The organism is Providencia huaxiensis (genome assembly GCF_002843235.3).
In the GTDB taxonomy this organism is placed as follows: domain Bacteria; phylum Pseudomonadota; class Gammaproteobacteria; order Enterobacterales; family Enterobacteriaceae; genus Providencia; species Providencia huaxiensis.
The window spans coordinates 180033-201424 of record NZ_CP031123.2; the positions used below are offsets into that span (position 1 = coordinate 180033).

At 40.0% G+C, this 21392-nt stretch carries 19 protein-coding genes; 10 read left to right on the forward strand and 9 right to left on the reverse strand.

The window, feature by feature from the left end; all coding sequences use genetic code 11:
- Positions 1 to 245: 245 nt before the first annotated feature.
- The 8 genes from cyoE to CYG50_RS02295 form a co-directional block, all read right to left on the reverse strand.
- A complete protein-coding gene (cyoE, locus tag CYG50_RS02260; RefSeq protein ID WP_004905461.1) occupies positions 246 to 1133 on the reverse strand; it encodes a heme o synthase in 888 nt (295 codons plus the stop codon).
- 12 nt (positions 1134 to 1145) lie between these two features.
- On the reverse strand, positions 1146 to 1478 hold the full coding sequence (locus tag CYG50_RS02265; RefSeq protein ID WP_102139037.1) for a cytochrome o ubiquinol oxidase subunit IV: 333 nt from the start codon (positions 1476 to 1478) through the stop codon (positions 1146 to 1148).
- Positions 1479 to 2093: a cytochrome o ubiquinol oxidase subunit III gene (locus CYG50_RS02270; RefSeq protein ID WP_004905456.1), complete on the reverse strand. Its 615-nt coding sequence runs from the start codon at positions 2091 to 2093 to the stop codon at positions 1479 to 1481.
- The gene (cyoB, locus tag CYG50_RS02275) at positions 2083 to 4074 is read right to left on the reverse strand and encodes a cytochrome o ubiquinol oxidase subunit I (RefSeq protein ID WP_036958554.1); all 1992 of its coding nucleotides are present in this window, start codon (positions 4072 to 4074) and stop codon (positions 2083 to 2085) included. The genes CYG50_RS02270 and cyoB overlap by 11 nt, the downstream gene beginning before the upstream one ends.
- Positions 4075 to 4078: 4 nt before the next feature.
- Positions 4079 to 5050 (reverse strand): cytochrome o ubiquinol oxidase subunit II, encoded by a 972-nt coding sequence (gene cyoA, locus CYG50_RS02280; RefSeq protein ID WP_042851662.1) that lies wholly within the window; start codon positions 5048 to 5050, stop codon positions 4079 to 4081.
- A gap of 427 nt (positions 5051 to 5477) precedes the next feature.
- Positions 5478 to 6248 (reverse strand): nucleoside-specific channel-forming Tsx family protein, encoded by a 771-nt coding sequence (locus CYG50_RS02285; RefSeq protein ID WP_102139038.1) that lies wholly within the window; start codon positions 6246 to 6248, stop codon positions 5478 to 5480.
- A 272-nt stretch (positions 6249 to 6520) separates the two neighbouring features.
- Complete coding sequence (gene ampG, locus CYG50_RS02290; RefSeq protein ID WP_102139039.1) at positions 6521 to 8023, reverse strand: muropeptide MFS transporter AmpG; 1503 nt, start codon at positions 8021 to 8023, stop codon at positions 6521 to 6523.
- Positions 8024 to 8152: 129 nt separating this feature from the next.
- The gene (locus CYG50_RS02295) at positions 8153 to 8734 is read right to left on the reverse strand and encodes a YajG family lipoprotein (protein ID WP_004914528.1); all 582 of its coding nucleotides are present in this window, start codon (positions 8732 to 8734) and stop codon (positions 8153 to 8155) included.
- Between the two features lie 247 nt (positions 8735 to 8981).
- Between CYG50_RS02295 and bolA the strand changes: the two genes are divergently transcribed.
- The 9 genes from bolA (at position 8982) to CYG50_RS02340 (ending at position 19889) form a co-directional block, all read left to right on the forward strand.
- Complete coding sequence (gene bolA, locus CYG50_RS02300; RefSeq protein ID WP_102139040.1) at positions 8982 to 9320, forward strand: transcriptional regulator BolA; 339 nt, start codon at positions 8982 to 8984, stop codon at positions 9318 to 9320.
- Between the two features lie 352 nt (positions 9321 to 9672).
- A complete protein-coding gene (gene tig, locus CYG50_RS02305) occupies positions 9673 to 10977 on the forward strand; it encodes a trigger factor (protein WP_102139041.1) in 1305 nt (434 codons plus the stop codon).
- A gap of 559 nt (positions 10978 to 11536) precedes the next feature.
- The gene (gene clpP, locus CYG50_RS02310; protein ID WP_004905443.1) at positions 11537 to 12157 is read left to right on the forward strand and encodes an ATP-dependent Clp endopeptidase proteolytic subunit ClpP; all 621 of its coding nucleotides are present in this window, start codon (positions 11537 to 11539) and stop codon (positions 12155 to 12157) included.
- A gap of 113 nt (positions 12158 to 12270) precedes the next feature.
- Entirely contained in the window at positions 12271 to 13548 is a 1278-nt protein-coding gene (gene clpX, locus CYG50_RS02315) for an ATP-dependent protease ATP-binding subunit ClpX (protein ID WP_094962144.1), read from the forward strand.
- A 206-nt stretch (positions 13549 to 13754) separates the two neighbouring features.
- Entirely contained in the window at positions 13755 to 16193 is a 2439-nt protein-coding gene (gene lon / locus CYG50_RS02320; RefSeq protein ID WP_102139042.1) for an endopeptidase La, read from the forward strand.
- A 235-nt stretch (positions 16194 to 16428) separates the two neighbouring features.
- Positions 16429 to 16704 (forward strand): nucleoid-associated protein HU-beta, encoded by a 276-nt coding sequence (gene hupB / locus CYG50_RS02325; RefSeq protein ID WP_004914513.1) that lies wholly within the window; start codon positions 16429 to 16431, stop codon positions 16702 to 16704.
- Between the two features lie 175 nt (positions 16705 to 16879).
- On the forward strand, positions 16880 to 18751 hold the full coding sequence (gene ppiD / locus CYG50_RS02330; RefSeq protein WP_102139043.1) for a peptidylprolyl isomerase: 1872 nt from the start codon (positions 16880 to 16882) through the stop codon (positions 18749 to 18751).
- Between the two features lie 144 nt (positions 18752 to 18895).
- A complete protein-coding gene (locus tag CYG50_RS02335) occupies positions 18896 to 19267 on the forward strand; it encodes a ComEA family DNA-binding protein (protein ID WP_102139044.1) in 372 nt (123 codons plus the stop codon).
- Between the two features lie 193 nt (positions 19268 to 19460).
- Positions 19461 to 19889, forward strand: a complete 429-nt coding sequence (locus CYG50_RS02340) for an acyl-CoA thioesterase (protein ID WP_102139045.1) — start codon at positions 19461 to 19463, stop codon at positions 19887 to 19889.
- Between the two features lie 68 nt (positions 19890 to 19957).
- Here CYG50_RS02340 and queC read toward each other — a convergent pair whose 3' ends face one another.
- A complete protein-coding gene (gene queC / locus CYG50_RS02345) occupies positions 19958 to 20638 on the reverse strand; it encodes a 7-cyano-7-deazaguanine synthase QueC (protein ID WP_102139046.1) in 681 nt (226 codons plus the stop codon).
- Positions 20639 to 20914: 276 nt separating this feature from the next.
- Between queC and CYG50_RS02350 the strand changes: the two genes are divergently transcribed.
- Positions 20915 to 21376, forward strand: a complete 462-nt coding sequence (locus tag CYG50_RS02350; RefSeq protein WP_004905429.1) for an Lrp/AsnC family transcriptional regulator — start codon at positions 20915 to 20917, stop codon at positions 21374 to 21376.
- Positions 21377 to 21392: the final 16 nt, after the last annotated feature.

A 21392-nucleotide genomic window follows, 5' to 3' on the forward strand; every position in this document is an offset into this window, starting at 1 on the left:
CATACGGGTAGCACAACAAATTTGAGTTACGTTGTGGTGACATGTTTGTACTATCAATCTATTAGCATTTTTAATAGTGCATTCAATATCTAGCTTATAAATAGCAAGGGGCTATTTAACCATAAAATAGATTCATAAGGATAGGCAGAATAAGTAAAAGTGAGTTGTAAAAGCAGTTAGAGACAAATAAAAACGGCGGGGAAGGCCCGCCGTTTAGACATTGTCATCATCAGTGTACAGATAAGTTATCTGACGAGAGCTATAACAGTATCGCTTGAAACGATAGGATCAACTGACATCATTACACTCAATGAAGTAATTGCTACGATTGAGAAAATGAACAGTTTTCTAGCCCAGACTCGGTCGTCATTTTCGGTTTTGAAACCCGAAATTGCCATACCTAGCCACCATAAGCTGACTGCTGCACCTACGATGAGGTACTTATAGCCCGCGTATCCACTGATAGCTAACATCAATGTTGCAACCATAAACGCTAGGATATACAGGAAGATATGTGTCTTCGCGACTGAAATTCCTTTAATAACCGGTAACACTGGAATGTTTGCGGCTTTATAATCCTTAAAACGGAAGATAGCAATGGCATAAGAATGAGGCATCTGCCACAAACTGAATATCAACAATAGGATAAGTGCACCCATATCGAATTCATTTGTAACAGCGCAGTAACCGATAACCGGTGGTGCTGCGCCTGAAAGGCTGCCAATCAGCGTGCCATAAACGGATTTACGTTTCATATATAGGCTATAAATACCTACATAAACAATGAAACCGATAACTGCAAGCAGCATTGCCAGCGCATTGGCTGCTACAAGTAGCAGCACCATACCAGCAATACCTAATGCAGCAGCGTAAATCAGGCTAACTTTCGGATCAATCAGCCCTTTAACTAAAGGGCGATTCTTCGTTCTTTCCATGATACGGTCGATATCACGGTCGATGTAGTTGTTAAAAACACAACCAGAAGCCACGACCAGTGATACACCTAGCAAAGTCGCAACGAACAGTGGGTAATCAATTGACCCTTTTGAAGCCAATAAAAAACCACCGATCACAGAAATCAAGTTTCCGAATATAATTCCTGGTTTGGTCACTTGCAGGTATTGCTTAAACATATCGGCAACTCTTTAGTCGAGCATCATATTGATGTTCAGGTTGTACATAATCCACAGTGAGCCTACGACCACAATGCCAACAATAAGCATGGTGAACAGGAAGGCAACTAAATTCCAACGCTCATCTGATGATGTATTCATATGTAAGAAACAAACCAAATGAACCAGAATTTGCACAACCGCCATGCCCACAACAGTCCAAAGGATTGCTGAAGTTGACGCTGTACCTTCCATCACCATCCAGAAAGGGATCACTGTCAGGATAACTGATAGGATAAAGCCAATCAGGTATGTTTTAACGCTACCGTGGCTTGCTCCAGTGTGAGCATCTTTTGCATGACTCATTTAAATAGCCCCCAGAAGATAAACAACGGTAAATACACAAATCCACACAACGTCTAAGAAGTGCCAGAACAAACTTAGGCAGTTTAAACGTGTTTTGTTGACATCAGTCAGGCCACGGCGAGTGACTTGGATCATCATGATAATAATCCAGATCAGGCCCGCAGTTACGTGTAGACCGTGAGTCGCAACGAGTGCGAAGAAGCCAGATAAGAAACCGCTACGGTCAGGACCAAAGCCTTCTGCAATCAATTCATGGAACTCATAGATTTCCATGATGACGAAGCCAAGGCCTAACAGGAACGTTGCAAACAGCCATAAGTTAACAGCAGCTATCTTACCTTTGTGCATCGCTATCATTGCGAAGCCGTAGGTGATACTACTCACTAACAGTAAGAAGGTTTCGCCTAATACGAACTTCAGACTGAAGATATCTTTACCAGCAGGACCGCCGGCAGTTCCATCGGCCAAAACAACATAGGTAGCAAACAAACAAGCAAACAGAATCAAGTCGCTCATAATATAGAGCCAGAAACCGAATACTTTTGTTCCACCTGCATCGTGGTGCCCATGCTCAGCATGGGCGATATTTTGGTTAGTCATTGTATTAGTTGACATCGTTCACACCTGCCTTACGCAATTCTTCAAAGTGCTTATTCTCGATTTCTTCGATTTCAGCCACAGGTACGTAGTAATCAACATCTTCGTCGAAGCTTTTTGCAATCCAAGTTACGATCATTCCACCGAAACCAATGATTGCGAGCCACCAGATGTGCCAGATCATTGCGAAACCTAAAACTAAGCTAAATGCAGCGATAATAACGCCTGCGCCTGTGTTTTTCGGCATATGAATTTCTTCATATGAAGTTGGTTTCTTATGAGCAAGGCCTTTCTCTTTCAGATCCCACCATGCATCGCGGGTTTGAACGTGTGGTTCAATCGCAAAGTTATAGAAAGGTGGTGGAGAAGATGTCGCCCACTCAAGTGTACGTCCACCCCATGGGTCACCGGTTAAATCACGGTTTTCATGACGGTCACGGATACTCACAATGATTTGGATAACTTGGCATGCAATACCGATGGCGATTAACGCAGCACCGCCTGCAGCAACAACTAACATTGTGTGGTAAGTCGGGTCAATATTCTGACTTAAACGACGGGTCATACCCATAAAGCCAAGAATATACAGTGGCATAAAGGCTAAGAAGAAACCGATGATCCAGAACCAGAAGGCACGAACACCCCATTTCTCATTTAGCGTGAAGCCATATGCTTTCGGGAACCAGTAAGTCATACCCGCGAAGCACCCGAATACAACACCACCAATGATAACGTTATGGAAGTGAGCAATCAGGAATAGACTGTTATGCAGAACGAAGTTTGCACCTGGAACAGCAAGCAGAACACCAGTCATACCACCAACAGAGAAGGTGATGATGAAACCGATAGTCCACAGCATAGGTGATTTAAACTCGATACGGCCTTGGTACATGGTAAACAACCAGTTGAAGATCTTAACCCCTGTAGGGATTGCGATAATCATTGTGGCGATACCAAAGAAGGCGTTAACGTTCGCGCCTGAACCCATCGTAAAGAAGTGGTGCAACCAAACGATGAAGGACATAACGGTAATAACGATTGTCGCCCAAACTAATGAGGTATAACCGAATAAACGTTTTTTCGAGAAGGTTGCTGCAACTTCAGAGAACACACCGAATACTGGGAGAACAAGGATATACACCTCAGGGTGACCCCAAGCCCAAATCAGGTTGATGTACATCATCATGTTGCCGCCCATATCATTAGTAAAGAAATGGGTGCCTAAATAACGGTCTAACGTCAGAAGTGTTAATGTGACGGTTAAGATAGGGAAAGCAGCAACAATCAATACGTTAGTACATAACGCAGCCCAGCTGAATACAGGCATTTTCATCATCGACATACCCGGTGTACGCATACGGATAATAGTCGCGATGAAGTTAACCCCTGTTAATAGAGTACCGATACCGGATATCTGCAGACTCCAGAGCCAGTAATCGACCCCGACCCCAGGGTTGTACTCCAAGCCGGATAATGGCGGATAAGCCAACCAACCAGTCTGTGCGAATTCACCTACCCCTAGAGAGATGTTGATTAACACAACACCCACAACAAAGAACCAGAAGCTCAATGAGTTAAGGAATGGGAACGCAACATCACGTGCACCAATTTGCAGAGGTACAACGAGGTTCATCAGGCCAACAACGAATGGAGTTGCCATGAAGAAAATCATGATAACGCCGTGCGCAGTAAAGATTTGGTCATAGTGATGAGGATTTAAGAAACCCTCTTGGCCAGCAGATGCAAGAACTTGCTGCCCACGCATCATGATAGCATCAGCGAAGCCACGGAATAACATGACCATCGCTACAATGATGTACATGACACCAATTTTTTTATGGTCAACAGAGGTTAACCATTCTTTCCACAACCACTTCCATTTACCAAAGTAAGAAATCACACCAACTAAGCCAAGTCCACCTAGGACAATAGCAATCAGGGTGACTACGATAATCGGCTCATGGAGCGGAATTGCATCTAGTGTTAATTTTCCGAACATGCCCTTATTCCTCAGCGCCAGCTGCATGAGCGCTATGGCTCATTTGCATTGAATTACCTGTAGCATCGTTATGGTCAGTCATTGAATGACTTTGATTTTCTACAGGAGCGTGACCTTTATGGTGCTCATGACCAAACTTCAGAACGATATCTTCATAAAGTTTAGGCTTCACGCTAGAGAAGTAGGTAACAGGAACGTTCATGCTTGGCTTAGCGACTTCGTCAAATGCCTGCATGGTGTCCATTGTTTTAGGAGAAGCTTTTACCTTTTGTACCCACTCATCAAAACCTTGACGGTCAGGAGTTGCAATAGCATTGAACTTCATATCAGAGAAGCCGTGGCCACTGTAGCTTGCAGAGAAGCCCTTATAAGTGCCTGGTTCGTTAGCGATTAAGTGAAGTTTTGTTTGCATACCCGCCATCGCGTAGATTTGGCCACCTAAAGATGGAATGAAGAATGAATTCATCACCGAGTCTGACGTGATTTTGAAGTTAACTGGCACACCGGTAGGGAATGCGATTTCATTAACTGTTGCAATGCCTTGCTCTGGATAAATAAATATCCATTTCCAGTCAGCAGAAATAACTTCAATCGTGACGGGTTCCTGATCACTCACTAATGGCTGATACGGGTCCAGCTCATGTGTCGTCTTCCAAGTGATAGCACCCAGAATAATGATAATGATGATAGGAACAGTCCAGCAGACTAACTCAATTTTATTTGAGTGAGCCCAATTAGGACGGTAGGTTGCTGACGTGTTGGATTCACGGTATTTTCTTGCGAAGATAATCGTCATGAAAATAACAGGAATAACAACAAGTAGCATTAAGCCAATTGCAATAAGAATTAGCTCTTTTTGTTTAACGCCAACGGCGCCTTTTGGATCCATCAACACCATATCGCAACCACCTAATAGTAAGGTAGCTACAACGAGTGAGATTGCTCCGATGCTTTTTTTGTAGTTCATAAGTCTCATCCACGACCCCAAATGACAAGAATCTAATTGTCGTTTCATCAGTGCGGGCATTTTACGGTAAGGTTATGCGAGTGTAAATGATTGTAAGGCAAAGAAACGGAATTGTTAGCTCTTTATGTTAATATGATCACATGTAAAGAACTTATAAAGAAAACGTTAAAATTGATGCGATTTATAAGTATGCATTGATAAAACTCAATTAATAGTAAATTATCTTAGTAATTTTTCAAAGAAAAATATATACAAAAGAAATGAAAAAAGAGTGAAACTGATATAAATGATTAGCAATTTGCTAAGGGAAATTACAGTTTTTATTGCCGATAAAGCTATTTTGGTTGCTTTATCGGCTAAATCATAAAGAAAAATTCTTATTTTACTGAAAAAAATAAGAAAATAGTTAACTCCTGATACAATATTCTATAGTGCGCTAAAAGGTATACTTTAATGTGTAAATGATTGCATCTTGATAGAAGGTATCTCCTAATTTATTGTCAGCATAGCGGTATTGTACCCCTGCAGAAACATGGTTTGTCGCATTCCACCAAAAAGCGAGAGCGCCATTTATGCCATTACTCTTGCCGCCGTTATAGCGTTTGTTCCTGGCAAACTCCATTTCATGCCAGTTTGTTATCATGAAATTTTCTTCGAATGCGCTGAAATTATAACCAGCTACCCAACCTGCTACATATCCATTATTACCTGAATAGAATGTCTGGTCGGTGTAATTTAGAGCAATAAAAGGTTTAAACCATAAATCACCGAATGCAGTGTTATAACCAATACCATATAAAGTATTCACATCGTGGAAATTACCACCATACTTGGCTCCCGGTAATGACCAAGTGCCATAAACGTGGCCATATAGATTGAAACCAGTATCACCTAAATAAAAGCGGCCTGTTGTTTTAATGGTATAGCGTTTATTTCGTCCTGAATCGGTGTGTTGGCTATGGAATGGGTTTTCGAGATCAAAAAAGCCATATAACTCACCCCAATTAAAATTGGCACCGCCTTCAAGCTCAATATAGGCAAAATCTTTCTTACGTGTCGTATTTTCTGTTTTGGTTTCAGTACGATGTGACCAATCTAAATAGTTTACATTGACATCAGCAAAGCCATTTTTATAGCCAATAATATCGTCAGAGTATGCCGTACCCGCTAGAGAAATTAAGGTAGCCATGTAAATGATTTTTTTCATAGATAGATTATCTTCGCTTAATAATTGATGAGGTTTAGCAGTTTGCTAGTTATTAACATTTTAATTAACTGATTTGCAACATGTGATATATTAGGCTTATAAATTGCAATTAAGAAATATTTTACACAGGTAAAGTGATCTAAGTCACGATATTTTGACGATATTAATTCGTTTTGCTATTTAGGTCTGGTTTATAGAAAAGATCAAATTCCCTAAACAAATAAACTTTGCTTAGGGAATTATGAAATGAATAAGAAAGAGTATTGAGAGGGTTATTGCTGTACTGTTTTGCGAACGGCGAGGAAATCTAAACTACCACCAATAACTAAGCTGATAGCACCAATGCTAATACCAGTATTAAAAATAAGGTTTTGGTAGTGGGGTAAACTTAGCCAAAATTCAATTTGTGTCGTAAATAGATAAACTTTCATATCACTAAATGAAAATACAAGTAATGAAAGTAACCAAATAGCAAGGCAGCTTACGGCAGTAATAAGTGCATATACGGCAATACGGTAGCCTCTAGCATATAGTTGACGTCGTTGGAATAGCCCTGTTGTTTGAGTGTAAATTAAGGATGTTCGGCAAGCTAATAAAAGTAAAACGCCAGGAACTGCAACCGCGATTGAAATTAGGTAGAAAAGTGGCCAGCCATAGTTACTGACAAAAATACTTGCGACTGGGCCAATGTAAACACGCCCAACAGCAGAAAGAGCAGAAAGAAGGGCAAATTGCGTTGCAGATAACGACTTATTACATAATGTCATTAAGAGGGCGACAAAAGCAGCAGTTCCCATGCCAGAGAAGATATTTTCTAGAAATATAATCGACCCCATGGTTAAGATATTAGGGGGGGTTATCGCTAAGAACCAATATCCGATATTAGAGCCGCCTTGTAGAAGTCCAAAAATAAATAGAGCTTTAAATAAGCTCATGTTTTTCATTAGGTAACCACCAAGTAATGCCCCAACTATGGTTGCCGCCATACCGACAGTTTTATTGACGGTACCCACTTCACTTAAACTAAAACCAAGCGCGTTTAACAGAAAGTTGGTATTGAGCGCCATGACAAAGGCGTCACCGAGTTTGTAAAAAACTAACAGGAGTAAGATTAGCCATGCATTGTTCCTGCTAAAGAATTCAGCGAGTGGCTCGTAAATTGCTTTTTTTAATGAGGTTGGCGCAGCACCGCTTTCTTCAGGTTCTTTGGCGAGTAATGTCGCGATAACACCGATAACCATCAGCCCAGCCATGACTAAGTACAGTTGTTTCCAGGTTAAAAACTTGTCTGCTAACCAAAGTGCAAGGCCACCTGAAACTAGCATGCTGATCCGGTATCCCATAACGGAGGTTGCCGCACCAATTCCGCGTTCTTCAGCACTCAGTAAATCGGTTTTATAAGCATCAAAAACAATATCTTGTGAGGCTGAACAAAATGCAACAGTAACGGCTAGCGCAGCCAGATACCACAAATGTTCTGAGGGGTTCACAAAGCCCATAGCGGCAATGCTGATAATCAACAGAATTTGAGTGGTTAATAGCCATCCTCTTCGACGACCAAGAAAGGGTGGGGTATAGCGGTCCATCATTGGAGACCAAAGAAATTTCAACACATAAGCCTGTCCGACTAATGAAAAGAAACCAATGGTTTTTATATCGACATTTTCAACAGTTAGCCAAGCTTGTAATGTACCTGCAGTTAAAGCTAAAGGTAGACCAGAAACAAAGCCTAAAAGGATTAAAGTGATGTTATTTGGTAGAGTAAAACGAGGCATTATTCCCTCTAAGCCAGTGTGATATTGCTGCAATACATTGCGCTGCAGAGGTATTGGCTGCGCTATGCTACCCAAGCTCAATCAATGAGAGCTTAGGTAGCTTAATACTTAATGATAATGATTGCTCAATTAATAGCGTGAATTTTGTCTGATAAAATCGGTGATTTCTTGGTCTGTTGCCATATCTGCAATTAAATCAGTTAATGCGCTATTGATAGCCGTTTCTATCTTGGCATTATTGGCAGCCAATAATTCTTGTGTATTAAAATTACGGGTAAATGAACGTGTTTTTGTCGAGCCATTTGGCGCTGTTGCAATAATACTGACACTGGAGTTTACAGTAATATTATGGCGCAGGCTGCCTTCACTTACTTTGGTATCGAGTTTATTCAATTGAACGACTAAATTCACATTTGCCGGTGATGTCACCATAAACCCACGTGCTGCCATTTGCTTTTCGACGGCTTCTTGCATCAGATAACGAGGATCGCGTGAAGGGTTCAGTACAACTAAACTACCATTACGATTAACTTCTGCTAAGGATTTATTCGTACGGTTATCGACACTGCTGACACTAATTGAAGTTGCATTCAGTGTAGGGTTTTTCGCAGGTAAAGCTATCTTAGGCTCTAGTGATAATGTATTGCTGCTGGTTGCACAGCCCGCAAGAAGAAATAACCCTAAAAGTGGAAAACACAGTTTTCTTAACATAATTTTTTCCAGTTCATCTTTCCTAATTGAAAATGTTTCGTTATGGTGCGGGTAGCCGTCGTTCAATATAAAGCTTAGCGGCTTATTTATCCTAAACTGTTAGACAACAATTTTTGAAAAAATTCGCATCAACGTGCCGCTATCATAACATTGGCAAGTTATTATCGGATATAGAAGATAGCAATAATCAACGCGTACAATAAAAGATAATTGCCTCTGAGCATAATTTTTAATTAAGGAGCATTTTATGGGCGCTAATGCAGCTCAAAGTATGCAATCTCTTGTGATCCAAAAATTACAAGCTGCTTTTGAACCTACACATTTGGAGGTGATTAATGAAAGCCATCAACACAATGTGTTACCTGGGTCTGAAAGCCATTTCAAAGTTATTTTAGTGAGTGATAAATTTGAAAATAAACGAATGCTTGCCCGTCATCGTGAAATTTATGCTATTTTAGCGGACGAATTATCAGGAGGGATCCATGCCCTTGCTTTGCATACATATACACAACAAGAGTGGAATGAGCTTGCTGATACAGCATTAAAATCACCAGCTTGTCGTGGTGTAGGTGGTGTTAATCGATAATTCTTCGTTTCAGGTAATGCACTGAGACTATTCTTTACATAATCAGCCATGCTTAATAATGAGTTTGGTGAATGTTTTTTCTTCAATTTAGGTGAAAAAACAAAAAATTTAGTCAGAAAAGTCACAAATAAAGAGGAAAAAACGCTTCTTTTCTCAGCTTTTCTCGACTCAGGGCGCATGCATCGGTATAATGCTGCGTCTAATTTTCAGTAAGGTTTCGGGACGCTTCTGATATCAGGGATTGACCGTTACGAAAGTAACGCCCCCGGTTCTGGAAGGGAGACAGCCGTTATGATTTAATGGCATAACTCTGGAGTAGACCGATCACTAAGATTTATTTTGAGGTAAGAAGATGCAAGTTTCTGTTGAAACGACTCAAGGCCTTGGGCGTCGTGTAACAATCACCGTTCCTGCCACTGATATTGAAAAAGCAGTTAATAGCGAATTAGTTAGTGTTGCTAAAAAAGTACGTGTTGATGGTTTCCGTAAAGGAAAAGTACCAATGAACATCGTTAAACAGCGTTACGGTGCGTCTGTTATGCAAGACGTTCTGGGCGATGTAATGCAACGTAACTTCATCAATGCAATTATTGAGCAAAAAATCAATCCAGCGGGTGCACCTAGCTACAAGCCAGAGCAACTCGAAGATGGTAAAGATTTTGTGTATTCAGTTGAATTCGAAGTTTACCCAGAAATCGAATTAGCAGGTTTAGAAACTATCGAAGTTGAAAAACCAGCAGTTTCTGTAAAAGACGAAGATCTGGAAAACATGTTAGAAACTCTGCGTAAGCAACAAGCGCAGTGGAAAGAAGTTGAAGCGGCAGCAGAAGCTGACTCTCGCATCACTATCAACTTTACCGGTTCTATCGATGGTGAAGAATTCGAAGGCGGCAAAGCAGAAGATTTCGCTCTGGTTATGGGCGAAGGTCGTATGATCCCAGGTTTCGAAGAAGGTGTTGTGGGTCATAAAGCGGGTGAAGAATTCGATATCGAAGTTAACTTCCCAGAAGACTACCATGCTGAAAACCTGAAAGGTAAAGCAGCGAAATTTGCTATCGTTCTGAAGAAAGTAGAACAGCGTGAACTGCCTGAGTTCACTGAAGAATTCATCAAGCGTTTTGGTATCGCTGATGGCTCTTTAGATGGCCTGCGTGCAGAAGTACGTAAAAACATGGAGCGTGAGCTGAAAAATGCTGTGCGTAACCGTGTTAAAGCCCAAGTTCTGGATGGCTTAATCAAAGCTAACGACATCGAAGTACCAGCAGCAGTTGTTGATGGTGAAATTGATGTTCTGCGTCGTCAAGCAGCACAACGCTTTGGTGGTGACGAAAAACAAGCGATGGAATTACCTCGTGAACTGTTTGAAGAACAAGCAAAACGTCGCGTAGTGATCGGTCTGCTGTTAGGTGAAGTGATCAACAAAAACGAACTGAAAGCTGATGAAGATCGTGTTAAAGCACTGATCGAAGAAATGGCTTCTGCGTATGAAGATCCATCTGAAGTTATCGAATACTACAGCAAAAACGAAGAGCTGATGAACAGTGTTCGTAACTTAGCTTTAGAAGAACAAGCTGTTGAAACAGTATTAGCTGTTGCTAAAGTGACAGAAAAAGAAACTAACTTCACTGAACTGATGAACCAAGTTCAAGCAGGTTAATTTTTTCTTGCTGTGCAAAATAATGAAACCCGTGGTGTGCTACTACGGGTTTTTTGTCAATTAAAGCCTTTAAATTATCACTTTAGCGAATTTAATTAGGAAACCCTTGAAAAACACATTTAAACCCTAATTATATTATCTATACTTCAGTAGTCTAAGTGGGGTCTTAATTGCGATTTAAACTATTTTGAATAGCTTAATATTGTCTTTTTACCGCTTAATATTGCCGAAAACGATGATATTAACCAATTGAGTTATTTCGTCATCCTTGAAAATCAAGTATGGTTTTCTAATGGTATAATTCCGTGTAACCCAATAGACTTGTGTTAAACTCTTTTAAAGAGCGTCTTGTTTACTGCAGCATACTTAGCTGCATTTTCTTCTTATTTTGTCAGTAATTTGGTTAAATATTAGCTAAACTAGAAAAATAAGAGGATTGAAAGAGCTTGCAGACACAGGAATTTTTTAAAACCGTTGTTTGTGGCATGAACTCTGCTCAAAATAGCAGGCAGACAGCAAATTAGGCGCAAGCACCAGAACGTTTTAATAGGAGATTTCGATGTCACATTTTGGCAGTCAGGAACAATTAGCATCTCAAATGGCCCTTGTGCCTATGGTCATAGAGCAGACTTCTCGTGGTGAGCGCTCGTATGATATTTACTCACGTCTATTAAAAGAACGTATTATCTTCCTGACAGGTCAAGTGGAAGACCATATGGCGAATTTAATCGTCGCTCAGATGTTATTTCTTGAAGCAGAAAACCCTGAAAAAGATATTCATTTGTATATTAATTCACCGGGTGGTGTAATTACCGCAGGTATGTCAATTTACGATACGATGCAGTTTATCAAGCCTGATGTAAGTACTATTTGTATGGGACAAGCTTGTTCCATGGGGGCTTTTTTATTGACAGCGGGTACAAAAGGTAAACGTTTCTGCTTACCAAATTCACGCGTGATGATCCACCAACCGTTAGGGGGTTATCAAGGCCAAGCGTCAGATATCGAAATCCACGCCCAAGAAATTCTTAAAGTGAAATCTCGAATGAACGAGTTAATGGCTCTGCATACTGGTAAATCCATTGAAGAAATTACCCGAGACACAGAGCGTGACCGTTTCTTATCTGCAAATGAAGCAAAAGAATATGGTTTAGTCGACCAAATTTATAGTAGCCGTTAATGGGTTAACTTTTGGTATAATTAGTTCATACCATAAACTATTTTAAAGAAAATCGTTGTTTTGTTTTTAAATGAACGAAAACAAAACAATATGGATAAAAGTGAGGTCAACTGATGACAGATAAACGCAAAGAGGGGACAGGAAAACTGCTTTACTGCTCTTTCTGCGGAAAAAGTCAGCATGAAGTGCGCAAGCTGATTGCCGGTCCGTCAGTCTATATTTGTGATGAATGTGTAGATTTATGTCTCGATATCATCCGCGAAGAAATAAAAGAACTTACGCCGCATCGTGAGCGTAGTGAATTGCCTACGCCACATGAAATTCGACAGCATCTTGACGACTATGTTATTGGTCAGGAAAAAGCGAAGAAAGTTTTAGCTGTTGCGGTATATAACCACTACAAACGCTTACGTAATGGTGATAAAACCAGTGATGGTGTTGAATTAGGTAAAAGTAATATTTTGCTAATTGGCCCAACAGGTAGTGGTAAAACGCTTTTAGCTGAAACGCTAGCGCGTTATTTGGATGTGCCATTTACAATGGCTGATGCAACGACATTAACTGAAGCAGGTTATGTCGGTGAAGACGTTGAAAATATCATTCAAAAATTACTACAAAAATGCGATTACGATGTTGAAAAAGCTCAACGTGGTATCGTATATATTGATGAAATCGATAAAATTTCACGTAAATCAGATAACCCATCAATTACCCGTGACGTTTCTGGGGAAGGTGTGCAACAAGCACTTCTTAAACTTATTGAAGGAACTGTTGCGGCAGTGCCACCACAAGGAGGGCGTAAGCACCCTCAGCAAGAATTTTTGCAGGTTGATACCTCAAAGATCCTCTTCATTTGTGGCGGGGCATTTGCAGGGCTAGACAAAGTTATCGGTCAGCGTTTGAATACCCGCTCAGGTATTGGTTTTGCTGCAGAAGTGAAAGGTGAGTCAGATAAAGCAACAGAAGGCGAATTATTAACTCAGGCAGAGCCAGAAGATCTAATCAAATTTGGTTTAATTCCTGAATTTATTGGCCGTTTACCTGTTGTTGCAACATTAACTGAACTAAGTGAAGAAGCTCTGATTCAGATTCTGCAAGAACCTAAAAATGCATTAACGAAACAATATCAAGCTTTATTTAGTCTTGAAAACACTGAGCTTGAATTCCGTGAGGAAGCATTAAAAGCCATCGCTAAGAAAGCAATGGCACGTAAAACTGGAGCTCGTGGTTTACGTTCTATCGTTGAAGCTGCATTGTTGAATACGATGTATGACCTCCCTTCAATGAGTGATGTTGAAAAAGTTGTCGTTGATGAAAACGTCATTAATGAACAATCAGAACCGCTTTTAATCTATAGCAAACCTGATGCTCAAGCTTCTGGCGATAACTAATCCCATATAAAATGTTCAATAGTTAATCAAACGAAATGAGGGGTTTCCCTCATTTTGTTTTTTATGTTCAACTAACCATTGAATGCTAAAATCTTGTCCCCATATAGTTTATATTCTGAGGTGTGGTTTCCTTGTTTTAGACAGCAATTTTAGAACAAGAGAGAGAAACCCTTAAACTAGCGTGAGCTAAACGAAGAGAGAGCTTTATGAATCCTGAGCGTTCCGAACGCATTGAAATACCAGTATTGCCTCTGCGTGATGTAGTGGTATACCCACATATGGTGATCCCACTGTTTGTTGGACGTGAAAAATCCATTCACAGTCTGGAAGCAGCGATGGATCATGACAAGCAGGTAATGCTGGTTGCGCAAAAAGAAGCCTCGACTGATGAGCCAGGGGTGAATGATTTATTTGCTGTCGGTACAGTCGCGTCTGTTATTCAGATGTTAAAACTGCCTGATGGCACCGTTAAAGTCCTTGTTGAAGGTCTACGACGCGCACGTATTACCAGTTTGACAGATAATGGCGAATATTTCTTAGCGCAAGCGGAATATTTGGCAACAGAACAAAATAATGAGTCTGAACACGCTGCGTATGATGAAGCGACAGCGGGTTCTCAATCATCAGACACACTTGATGAAAAAGAAAACGAAGTATTGTATCGCACTATCGTTAGTCAGTTTGAAAGCTATATAAAGCTGAATAAAAAGATCCCACCTGAAGTATTAACCGCATTACATGCAATAGAGCAAGATCAGCTAGATAAACTGGCGGATACCATTGCTTCTCATATGCCACTAAAATTAGCGGATAAACAACGCGTTTTAGAAATGGCGAATATCGCTGAGCGTGTTGAGTTTTTGATGGCCATGATGGAGTCAGAAACTGAGTTGCTGCAAGTCGAAAAACGCATCCGTAATCGTGTTAAAAAACAGATGGAAAAAAGCCAGCGCGAGTATTATCTGAATGAGCAAATGAAAGCTATTCAGAAAGAGCTAGGCGAAATGGATGATGCGCCAGATGAATATGAATCGCTAAAACGTAAAATCGAAGAAGCGAAAATGCCAAAAGAGGCACAAGAAAAAGCAGAAGCAGAATTGCAGAAGCTGAAAATGATGTCTCCAATGTCAGCGGAAGCTACCGTAGTCCGTAGTTATATCGATTGGATGGTGCAGGTTCCATGGCATAAACGTAGCAAAGTCAAAAAAGACTTAGTGAAAGCCCAAGAAGTGTTAGATACCGATCACTACGGTTTAGAGCGTGTGAAAGACCGTATTTTAGAGTATCTGGCAGTGCAAAGCCGTGTCAGTAAAATTAAAGGGCCGATTCTTTGTTTAGTTGGGCCTCCAGGTGTGGGTAAAACCTCTTTGGGGCAATCTATTGCTAAGGCTACGGGCCGCCAATATACCCGTATGGCATTAGGTGGGGTACGTGATGAAGCTGAAATTCGCGGTCACCGTCGTACCTATATTGGCTCAATGCCTGGTAAGTTGATCCAGAAAATGGCAAAAGTAGGGGTCAAAAACCCACTATTTTTACTGGATGAAATTGACAAAATGTCATCTGACATGCGTGGTGATCCTGCCTCTGCATTGTTAGAAGTACTTGATCCAGAACAAAATATTGCATTTAACGATCACTACTTAGAAGTGGATTATGATTTGTCTGATGTGATGTTTGTTGCAACATCGAACTCGATGAACATTCCTGCGCCATTGTTAGATCGTATGGAAGTTATCCGTCTTTCTGGTTATACAGAAGATGAAAAACTGAATATTGCGAAGAAACATTTGTTATCTAAGCAGATTGAACGTAATGCGTTGAAAAAGAATGAGTTAACTATCGATGATAGTGCTCTAATGAGCATCATTCGTTATTACACTCGCGAGGCTGGCGTCCGTGGTTTAGAGCGTGAAATCTCTAAATTGTGCCGTAAAGCAGTTAAAGCGCTACTGATGGACAAAAAGCTTAAGCACATTGAAATCAACGCTGATAACCTGAAAGATTATCTGGGTGTTCGCCGTTTTGATTATGGCCAAGCAGATACAGAAAACCGTGTTGGGCAAGTTACAGGCCTAGCTTGGACAGAAGTTGGTGGTGACTTACTTACTATTGAAACTGCATGTGTACCTGGTAAAGGTAAACTAACTTACACTGGTTCTTTAGGTGAAGTCATGCAGGAATCTATCCAAACGGCATTAACGGTTGTTAGAGCTCGAGCAGAAAAACTGGGTATCAATAGCGATTTCTATGAAAAGCGTGATATTCACGTTCACGTACCGGAAGGGGCGACGCCAAAAGATGGCCCGAGTGCGGGTATTGCGATGTCAACTGCTTTAGTTTCTTGCTTAACCGGTAACCCAGTTAGAGCCGACGTGGCAATGACTGGTGAAATTACGTTAAGAGGTTTAGTTTTCCCGATAGGCGGTCTGAAAGAGAAATTATTAGCTGCGCATCGTGGTGGGATTAAAACAGTATTAATCCCTAAAGAAAACGAACGTGATTTAGAGGAAATTCCTCAAAATGTGATCGCGGATCTCGAAATTCATCCGGTGAAAACAATTGAAGAAGTTCTTTCTTTGGCTTTAGTTAACCCTCCTTTTGGCGCTGAAGTAGTTAAAAAGAAAGCTAAAAGAGTGAGCTGAATCAAGAAGTTTGTATAAAATTAAGGCTGACAGCTAATTTAGAGCTTGTCAGCCTTTTTTTTCATCGCTAATTTAACGATGATTCTGATAATTGTTTGTATGCAATCTGTTCTCTTGCCATTGGTAATCAGGATTGATATAACGGCTGCATATTAATTAACTATACTAATAACTGCTATAGTTAATTATAGTTAATTAAGAGATTTATAGTCCAACTAATATGGGGATGATAAGAGTGAATAAAGCTCAACTGATTGATCAAATCGCTTCTGATGCGAATATTTCTAAAGCTGCAGCAGGTCGTGTTGTTGACGCGTTCGTTGCTACTGTAACGGGTTCTTTGAGTAAAGGGGACGATGTTGCTCTAGTTGGCTTTGGGACTTTCTCTGTTCGTGAGCGTGCAGCACGTACAGGCCGTAACCCTCAAACGGGTAAAGAAATTAAAATAGCTGCGGCGAAAGTTCCTGCTTTCCGTCCAGGCAAGGGTCTTAAAGACGCTGTAAATAGCTAATTAGGTATTTAAGTTTGTCTTTCTCGTATTTTTGCGAAAACTCAAACTGACGGAATGTCTTTAATCAGCTAATATATAAGCGCACCATTGAAATGGTGCGCTTTTTTTTCTTTCTGAGTTAAGATTAGCGTATTATCAGGAAATTGAATTCAACAAAGCGGAGTTAAGCCTTTTTATGATGGAAAATTTACGCACAAAGGCGAATAGTCCTTTGCTCAAAATAATACTGGCGCTGATTATCCTTTCATTCGTGTTGGGTGGCGTTATGATGGGTGGCCTTGGTGGCAACAGTGCAAATAATGCAGCTGAAGTTAACGGGCAGTCAATAAGCCGAGAACAGCTACAGCAGGCTTTTCAACAAGAGCGCCAATCATTACAAGAGTATCTGGGAGATAAATTTTCAGAAGTCGCTAGTAATGAAGAAAGTATGAATTTACTGCGCCGCCAAGCTCTCGATAACTTGATTAACAATGAACTGATTAATCAGTATGCTAATGAACTACAACTTTCAGCAAGTGATCAGCAAATTGAGCAATATATTTTCTCAATGCCTGTTTTCCAGACAGATGGCCGGTTTGATAGCGAAAAATATCGTGAGATTTTAAGCCGCAACAACATTAACGCGGATAGCCTCGCAGCTCAAATTCGCCAAGACCTTACACGAGCTCAGTTAGGAAAAACCTTTACTGGAACGGATTTCGCTTTACCATCAGAAGTTAAAGCATATGCTGAATTATTTATGCAAGAACGTGAAATTCGTACTGCAATCTTAGATTTAGCAGAAGTTCAAGCGAAGCAAACAGCTTCTGAAGAAGAATTAAAAGCCTACTATGATGCTAACCAAAATAGCTTTATCTCACCTGAGAAAGTACAAGTAAGCTATGTTGAGATGGATGCTGCATCGATGCCTCCAGCCACAGTGTCTGATGAAGAAGTAAAAGCGTATTATGAGCAAAACCTGAAAAATTATACTCAGGCAGAGCAAAAACAGTACAGTATGATTCAGGCGGATTCTGAAAAGGATGCGAATGATATCCTGAATGAATTAAAACAAGGCGCGGACTTTGCAACATTAGCAACTGAAAAATCAACGGATAAATTCAGTGCAGGGCAAAAGGGCCTGATTGGTTGGATGGAAGCTGCATCAACGCCAATCGAAATTGTAGATGCAAAATTAACAGAAAAAGGGCAACTTTCAGCACCTGTTAAATCACAAAATAGCTATGTTATCTTTCGTTTAGATGATATTAAACCTGAATCTATTAAACCGTTTGAGCAAGTTGAAGAAAGTATTAAAACTAGCTTACTTCAAGATAAAAACATTAAACAATTCTATGATTTACAGCAAAAAGTCAGTGAAGCGGCTACGAGTGATATGGAATCATTAGTATCAGTTGAATCTGTATCTGGTTTGAAAGCGGTGACAACGGATTGGTTTGATAGAACAAATCCACCTGCTGCACTTAATTTCCCTAAAGTGGTCAGTGAAGTGTTTAGCGACCGTTTAGTGGATAAAAATGGTTCTAAAGGGATTAACTCTGACGTGATTAACGTGGAAGGTGACCGTGCATTTGTTGTACGTGTAACAGAGTATAAACCTGAAAGTGTTGAACCTTTTGAACAGGTTAAGTCAGAAATTGAAACACTGGTTAAACGTCAAAAAGCCGATGCAGAGTTGAAAACGACGGGCGATAAACTACTTGCTGAGTTAAAAGCAGGTAAAGGGGCTGAAGCTTTAAATGCTGCTGGTGTTAAACTTTCTGAAGTTCAGACTGTTTCTCGATTAATGCCACAAACAGCGGTTATCAATGCGACAATGGAAATGTCACAACCTGTTGATGGTAAACCAAGTTATGCACTTGCGCGTGATGAGTCCGATAACTATGTGGTTATTCAGTTAGATAAAGTCACATTAGGCCAACCAACGGATGAAGAGTTAAAACAACTGACCCGTGAATACCAAGGTGCAATGAGTTCTGCAGTTAACGAAGCTCTGATGCTTAACTTGCGTGAGAATGCAAAAATTGAAGTGCTGAATATTGAATAATTGCGAACAGCTTCGCAAATAAAATTGTAACTTCATGATTAGAAGGCCACCTTTGGGTGGCCTTTCGTATTTTTAATATTATTGAAAAGTGTTCCGTATTTTTCTATGGCATCGTTGTATCTCAACATACACAGGAGAACAAATATGTTATGGAATTCAGTCAATAAATGCAGATTAGGTATTGTTCTGCTCCTTTCTTTATTATGCTCATTCTCTTTTTTTTCTTTGGCTAAGAAAATTGAGCCAGAAAAAGCCACTGCGGCTGTCATTCAAGAGAAACAAGTAAGTAATAACTCACCATCGACGAGCCATGGCCAGTCTGACAAAGTCAATATCAACTTAGCGGGTGAAGAAGAACTCGCAGAAAAACTGACGGGTATCGGTAGGCAAAAAGCGAAAGCAATTGTTGAATATAGGCAAAAATATGGTGCTTTTAATTCCATTGAAAACATTTTAGAGGTTCAGGGGATAGGTCCTGCATTTTTAGAAAAGAATAAAGATAAGTTAACTTTGTAACTAAAATCCCCCATACAAAGTATGGGGGGGAATATAGTATGGGTGAATTATATTAAAGGTTAATAATTAAGCAAAAAACTAAACCTCTTATAAATAATTTGAGAGCTAAGTCTTATTATTGATAATCATTCAGCATATTTTCCGTACATTTGTTATTTTTATGTTATCGGAAAATAAACTGGTCGGAGTAGTTATGACAACACATATTAAAGTTCATGGTTATCATATAGATGTTTTTCAACATGTTAATAATGCACGATATTTAGAATTTTACGAAGCGGACCGATGGGAATGGATGAATAAACGTAATTTCATTAACTGGGCTATAAAAAATAATTTAACAATGGCTGCAGTGAACATTAATGTAAATTATATCCAAGGCGTATTACTTGGTGATGAGCTGACGGTAGTGACTCGTATGGATAAAATAGGAAGTAAAAGCGCAGTATGTTATCAACAAATTATTCGTAATAAAGCAGGCGTTCAAGAGGTTGTTTCAGATGCCTATGTGACGTTTGTTTTTATCGATAATATAGAGAATAAAGCGATTGTTATCGATGAACAGCTGCGTGAGAAGTTAGAGTCATTCAAGGTGGGTTCTGAAGATTTCATTCAAAATTAGCCTACCTAGCTTGAATAGTTATGAATAGGGCATGGTAGGCCACGTGTTTGATTAACTTATTAGTGCTTTTATTTTAATGATAGCATGATGGTTTCTTTATCATTTAGATATTCAGCTAAGCCCCTGCTTCTTAAATGACAGGCTGCACATTCACCACAACCGTCACCCTGGATGCCATTATAACAAGTCAGTGTTTGCTGCCTAATGGTCTCAAGGTGACCATAACTGTCGGCAAGAGCCCATGTTTGGGCTTTATTCAGCCACATTAACGGTGTTTCAAAGCGAATATTTTTGGCAAGGCCGAGGTCTACAGCATGGTTGAGTGCTTTGACAAACTCATCACGGCAATCGGGATAGCCTGAAAAATCGGTTTCACATACACCGGTTATCACCGCTTCTGCTTGGACTTGATAGGCGTATATTGCTGCGAGAGTGAGAAATAAAATATTACGTCCAGGTACGAAAGTGCTAGGCAGGCCGCTCGACTCGCTTTCTGTGAAATCAGGGACTGGGATGTTATCTCGAGTTAAGCTGCTGATTGCTAATTCATTGAGTAATGTAACATCTAAGACTTTATGCGCTGTAGCACCTAGAGATACGCTTAACTTTTGTGCGACTTCGATTTCAAAACGGTGGCGCTGGCCATAATCGAAAGTCACACAATGAACTTCATCATAGTTTTGCAAAGCTTGAATAAGACAGGTTGTTGAGTCTTGGCCTCCGCTGAAAACCACAACTGCGCGTTTCATAGGTACTCCTTGGTGATATATCATTTTAAAATGTGATGGGAAGAGAGTGAAGCATGTTAACGGTACTAAGGTGTAATTAATAGTTCTATTTTTACAAAGTGAGTTTGATTGAAGTACTATTCATATGCGAATTTGGTTATTCATATAAAAATATTCTATAATCACGACATTTGGTAACATCTTTATTGTTTTTAAATTATTCAATTTTGCATAATATGGTTATGTAGCTAATACAATAACGACAAAAGTACTTACACCCAAGTCAAGAGAGCAATCATGCTAGATAAAATAGACAAAAAGCTGCTTTGTTTATTGCAAAATGACAGTAGCCTATCCCTAAACACCCTTGCTGAAGCTGTTAATTTAACATCTACGCCGTGCTGGAAAAGATTAAAAAGGCTTGAAGATGAGGGCTATATTCGAGGGCGAGTGACTTTACTCGACGGTGAGAAGCTAGGTTTAGGTTTAACGGTAATTGTGACAATTAAAACACAGCATCATAATAGTGAGTGGTATGAGCAATTTGTTTCTTTTGTCAGTCAACTTCCTGAAGTTCTGATGTTTTATCGTATGGCTGGGGAGTATGATTACCTTATGCAAGTAGAAGTGCATGACATGAAATCATATGACTTATTTTATAAAAAACTCGTCAATGGTGTTCATGGTTTAATCGATGTGACTTCAAGTTTTGCAATGGAAAAAATCAAGTATACGACAGTATTGCCTATTCCTGATTAACTCCGTAATAACGTAG